Source organism: Okeania sp. (assembly GCF_983059655.1).
This window is the reverse complement of the sequence record NZ_CEZPJD010000501.1, coordinates 1-5,871: the sequence shown is the minus strand read 5'-3', so window position 1 is coordinate 5,871 and position 5,871 is coordinate 1. Positions and strand designations below refer to the sequence as shown.

At 33.4% G+C, this 5,871-nt stretch carries 3 protein-coding genes and 1 pseudogene; 2 read left to right on the top strand and 2 right to left on the bottom strand.

The features are described from left to right. Positions 1–1,097 precede the first annotated feature (1,097 nt). Complete coding sequence (locus AC3DU7_RS22770) at positions 1,098–1,535, top strand: hypothetical protein (protein ID WP_488041577.1); 438 nt, start codon at positions 1,098–1,100, stop codon at positions 1,533–1,535. Between the two features lie 1,030 nt (positions 1,536–2,565). Here the strand turns inward: AC3DU7_RS22770 and AC3DU7_RS22765 are convergent. Next, entirely contained in the window at positions 2,566–4,146 is a 1,581-nt protein-coding gene (locus AC3DU7_RS22765; RefSeq protein WP_488041576.1) for an NAD(P)H-quinone oxidoreductase subunit N, read from the bottom strand. Between the two features lie 744 nt (positions 4,147–4,890). On the opposite strand from AC3DU7_RS22765, the gene pirA reads away from it, so the two are divergent. Beyond that, positions 4,891–5,055, top strand: a complete 165-nt coding sequence (gene pirA / locus AC3DU7_RS22760) for an arginine synthesis PII-interacting regulator PirA (RefSeq protein WP_488041575.1) — start codon at positions 4,891–4,893, stop codon at positions 5,053–5,055. A gap of 383 nt (positions 5,056–5,438) precedes the next feature. Here the strand turns inward: pirA and AC3DU7_RS22755 are convergent. Beyond that, a pseudogene (locus tag AC3DU7_RS22755) lies at positions 5,439–5,816 on the bottom strand (ribose-5-phosphate isomerase A); the annotation flags it as partial. Positions 5,817–5,871 lie beyond the last annotated feature (55 nt).

The following is a 5,871-nucleotide window of genomic DNA, read 5'->3' as shown; positions in this document are numbered from 1 at the left end:
CATCTTCACAAGCAAAACCTTGTAGGGACGTTTAATGAAACATCCCTATTGTGGTTTACTTAAATGAAAACCGCTGTAAAGTTCGGTTGTTAATTTAAAAACTTTCCTATATTTAGAGAGTCTTGTTAGTGTTAACGCAGTTCCTCCGGAGGAGGCTAGCTGACAGCTAATAACTGTTTGCACAGCATTCCGCAGGAAATGCTTACGAAGAAAGAAGGAAAAATACTTACATTATCTGAGTTTTAAACTTTTTATCTTTTCTGGCCTTTCCTTTAGGTGCAGATAAAAAGTTTTCCTTCTTCCCTGATTAACTTTTACAAAAAAAGATTAAAATTTATTACTTTTGAGAGAAAATATAAACATTTTACTGATAACTGATAATTGAAATGACCTATCTTCCTCTTAATAGTAAATGCTAGATTTTCTCAATCATATATCTTAAAGATAAGCGTTCAAAAAATTATAAATAAAACATATCAATTGACCGGATTTAAACAGAGGAAGCAGTAAAATTTAGTATATGGCAATCCTAAATCATTTGTGATAGTTTTATTGCTTCGGTGTTTCTCCCATAAATCTTCCCTGTTCTCAATTCTCTATTCCCTAAAATCTACAATATCTCACAACTCAAATAAGATTGCTATAGTTGATTTGATATTGAGAATAAAAACCCTATTTTCAAAATTATATTGACAAGGTAGATAGTATATGTAAAAATCTTTTAAACTTCTAAAATAGAAGGGATCGATAAATTATTGACTAGATAGGCTTTTTTAATACATTATGCGTATCTACTTAACTCACACTTTTGAATTAAGTAAGAGAATAAAAAAATTGAGTAGTTATACTTCAATTTAACTAAAAAAAAATTATGTAAGTATTAATTACTATCGAGTTATAGTTTATTATCCTGGAAATTTATCCCATAATTAACCCATAATTTTTATAGTGATTTTAATCACATTAAAACCAGATAAGGGGTCACATACTCTATGGGAAAAATAGAAGATGATAATATAAGGTAGAAGAAGTTAGAAATAAAGAATAACTTCTCTTTCCATAAAAACAATTCACTCTAATTTATTTACTGAAAAGCTATGTACAGCCCCCTAATTAAAAAAGTTATAGCTAAAGCTTGTAATGTTAGTATAGATGAATGTGTAGAAGTTCAGAGATTAAAACTAGAAGTTCAAAGATTAACCCAGGAAAATCAAGAACTAAAAGAACAATCACAACAATATCAAAAAGAAAATCAAGAACTGCAAAATAAACTAAACCAACTGAGAATGCAGTTAGCAACTCTCTCAGAAAACTCTCCTCTTCTAAACACCTCTTTATCTGCCAATTTAATACCATCAAAAGAATCAACCAAAACAAAAGTTATTTTAGTTGATTCACCAACTCCAGAACTAGAAGAAGACCGAGGTAAAGCTGTAGAGTTGCTAAATCAATTACCAAACGGTATGTGGCACGTTAAAGTTGAATCAGGAGTTCAAGTTATTCTTAAACCAGAAGCTCTCAAAGTTTTAGCATAGTTTTCTTTGAAGAGGGAAGAAAGCAGAAAGGAAAATTGCTTATAGATAGTCAACTACAGTCCACTTGGTATATATAAACCACAAACAATTTTCAGTAAAGTTTACATGGTGGGGAATTAAACCAGCTCAAGAAAAGATAATATTCTGAAATAGTTAAAAATTTCTAAGATACTTTTATCTAGAGGTCATTTTAGTTATTAGTTATTAGTAACTTTAGTTGAAGCAAGAGGCTTGACATGAAAAAATATTATCTTTATTTATTGGTAAGTTGAAATAAAGGCATAAATTCAACCTGCCAAAATAATTATTTCGTAAGTATTTTATATGGAATGCTGCGCAAACAGCTGACAGCTATCAGCTATGAGTTATTAACTCATTATTTTGGCAGGAATAATTAGTCTCTAAGAAGAATTAAAAGCTATTAATGAAATTGATCGTTGCTTAATTTTTTCAAAAGCTGAATGCTAATAGCTGAATGCTTACCATATTTCTAATATAACTATCCTTTACTCCTACTCTAAATATCTTGATAAGTAGATAACTAAACTTGATATGACTTATTTAATTTCCTGAAAATTAGGTAATATTCTTAGATAGAGATAAAAAATTTAGTAGAAAATAGGTAAAGAGAAAAAAATACTTTACCTCATTAATATGAAAATCCGTATAAGACAAAAAAATAAGTTGTTATAGCAGTGTCAGGAAAGGGCGCGGACAAATAAAAACTAAAAACTCAGACAATTCAATTATCTTCCTTCTGCTATGGTAATTTCACTTTAAATTGAGACAAATATTTCTTGCTATGAGGCAGTTTCAGACGAAAAAACGTATCACTTTTAAGTCAAACTACTATATGTTATTATAGTTTTTCTACTTGATTATAGATATATAACTTCTCCTTTTAAAGCAAAATATTTGGTCTTTTACCTAAATGAAAAAGCGAAAATTTTACCGACATAATTTAACAGAAAAAATGCTCGACTCAATAAGCCGAACATTTCTTACTTTTGCTGAATAAAAATAACTAGAACTAATTTTTTTGCGACAAAGAAAAATTTGCTTGACTAGCCACTGAATTAGTTTCAACAGTCTGAACTAAAACCGAGTTCAACATAGGAGTTTTAACAATAGTATCGTTAGCTAAAGTAAACAAAGGATTAGATAAAATTCCGGCTAAAGATGTTGCTAAAACAGACAAAATCAACCCTACTTGTAAAGGACGCATACCCGAAATATCCCAACGAATAGGAGGATAATTTTTGATAACATCAGACATTTCCTGCGGTTCTTTTACTACCATCATTTTCACCACACGGATATAGTAGTAAATAGAAGCAACACTGGTAATTAATCCCAACAAAACTAACCAATATAATCCAGCTTGCCAACCAGCCCAGAACAAATAAATCTTCCCAAAGAAACCTGCTAATGGAGGAATACCACCTAAAGAAAGCAAACAAAGACTTAACCCTAAAGTTAATAGTGGGTCTTTTTGATATAACCCTGCATATTCACTAATTTGGTCTGTACCTGTACGGAGAGAAAATAGAATCACACAGGTAAAACCACCCAAATTCATAAACAAGTAAATTAGCAGATAAAATATCATACTAGCGTAACCAGCTTCAGTATTGGCTAAAAGACCAATCATAATAAAACCCGCTTGTCCAATAGATGAATAAGCAAGTAGACGTTTCATGCTAGTTTGGGCCAGAGCAACCACATTACCCAATACCATGCTCAATACAGCAAGGGCAGTAAATACAAAATGCCACTGTTCCGAAACTAAAGGGAAAGCAGTAACCAAAAGACGAATAGCTAGAGCAAAACCAGCCGCTTTAGAACCCACTGATAGAAAGGCCACAACTGGAGTAGGAGAACCTTCATAAACGTCCGGAGTCCATTGGTGAAAAGGGACCGCAGAAATTTTGAAAGAAATACCAGCGATCGCGAATACTAAGGCAATAACTAGAGCTAGTGAAATACCAGCACTCGATCCATCAGCAAGACTAGAGGCGATCGCTGTTAACCGAGTTTCTCCACCAGACAAGCCATAGAGAAGGGAAATGCCATAGAGAAAAACTGCCGAACTTGCAGCGCCAATGAGTAAATATTTTAATGCTGCTTCATTGGAGCGGGGGTCACGTTTTGTATAACCAGTTAATAGATAAGAGGAGATACTTAGGGTTTCCAGAGAAACAAAAATCATCACCAACTCATCTGCTCCAGAAAGGAACATTGCCCCCAAAGTAGCGGTGAGCAGAATACATATAAATTCTCCTAGTGGAGTCCCTGTTTGTTCTATGTATGCCACCGACATCAATATAGTGGTAATTGCACACAGAGCAATGATACCTCTAAATACTACACTGAGGGCATCAGCATTAAAGCCTCCCAAAAAACCGATGGTATTTGCACTGTCCCATTGAGTATATAAGGCCACAATAGCGATCGATAGACCTACTATGGCTGCGTAGGGAGTCCACTTAGCAGAAGTACGTCCTACTATGAGGTCTCCAACGAGAACTACAAGTAGGGTAATTATCACTATTGCTTCTGGAAGGATAGTCCCTGCGTTAAGCTGGGCCGCAATGTTAGAGAAATCTATCATGTTAGATAATTTGAAATTTTTTGTGTAACTAACTAAGAATTTTGGCTAATTAATAATCCTTTACAGTACAGGATTGTAGCGTGTATCCAGAGATTTTTTGGTTTTTTATTAGGTGAAGAAGAAAAAACCAAATTTTTCTAAATTATTGAAGTAAGGAAGAAGCAATAAGGAAGAAAAAAACAGATGGGGACTCAAAACCCAATTAATTCTAAACACCGTGTAGAAAGCGGGGTATTAAACCAAAAATAAAAAGATAAAATTTAACTTCCAAGGCTTAACTAAGTAGGATGGTGCAAAAAAATAGAAGTATCTAACGAAAAGTCAACTTGCCCAAAACTCTCTTCCCTTCTGCTTTCTGTCTCTACATAACGATAATTTTCAACACCGACCTACTTAATATTTATTATGACACTGCAAAGTTTACTTAATAAAATTTAATGAATTAGTAAGAGACTCTTGTTAAGGGATCAAAGAAAAATGATATTTAAGGTCCTCTGTTAACTATATAGCTTATTGCTGAAGATTTACACATTCATTAATAATCAATACTTTCAGCCATTTTATTAAAAAAATTTACTCAGAATATTTTTGAATGACTCTAAAAGAAATAGCTTACTAAAACAGACTTTTCTTGGTGTCTACTAGCTAATAATAACTGACAGTTTTAAGTAACTGGGCTGGTTGATTTTTTCTAGCTGTGCTAAATTTAAAGATGTAAGGCATATAACAAAAGAGGAAAAAAAAATGTCCATGATGAACAAAAATTCACCAAAAAGCCTAGTTAAATTAAATGAAGTTCATAAAGCCAATATAGAAAAGAGATTAGCTCATCGCCTGGAAGCAGCTAGAGCTAAAGGAAACAAAAATTTAGTTAAAGCTCTGGAATCTGAAAGACAACTACTGGATTAAATTAAGTTCCTTTGAAGTTTAATCCATAGCATTTATAGCAGGAAACAGGGAACAGCTGGAAAAACATTTCCTAGTCTAAGATTCATCACCGATAATTGTCCTGACCAATTTTTTCTTAGCTATAGTTAATAGTAGTTTTTTCTAATGTTGATTAGTTACTTGAAAGCCCGGTATCTTGAAGATGCCGGGCTTGATAATTTGAGTAACTTTCAATTGAGACCTATTGAAAAAGAGATAGGGAGACAGAGAGTATTTTTCAACCTTTTTCCTTTATGCCTTCCCTATATTTCCTGACTCAGTGCTCTTGACTGCTAGTAAAAAAACGCGGGTCGTGGACAAATATCCCAAATGGGTTCTATAAAACCTACCACTTACCACTTTCTTCAAGAAATTTCTCGAACTATTGGCTGCCCATCCTGAAGTTCTCCCACCAATATTACATCTGCAACCCCTACAAATAAACCATTTTCCAAGACACCAGGAATATTATTTAAACTTTTTTCTAATTCAGCAGGGTCATCGATAGAATTAAACTTAACATCAATTACCAGATTACCCTCGTCCGTAACTACAGGTCCAGCTTTCTTCACGCCCATCCGAAGTTCTGGTTGACCACCAAGTTTTTCAATTGCCCGAATTACAGGAGTCATTGCCATCGGTATAACTTCTACCGGAAGCAAAAAAGTAGAACCCAACTTATCTACTAATTTAGAACTATCTACTACTACAATAAACTGTTGTGCCAGACAGTCCACAATTTTGTTAAACTAAGCCAATTTGTTACCAAATCGACTCGTCTTCAGAACCGTGCGTGAG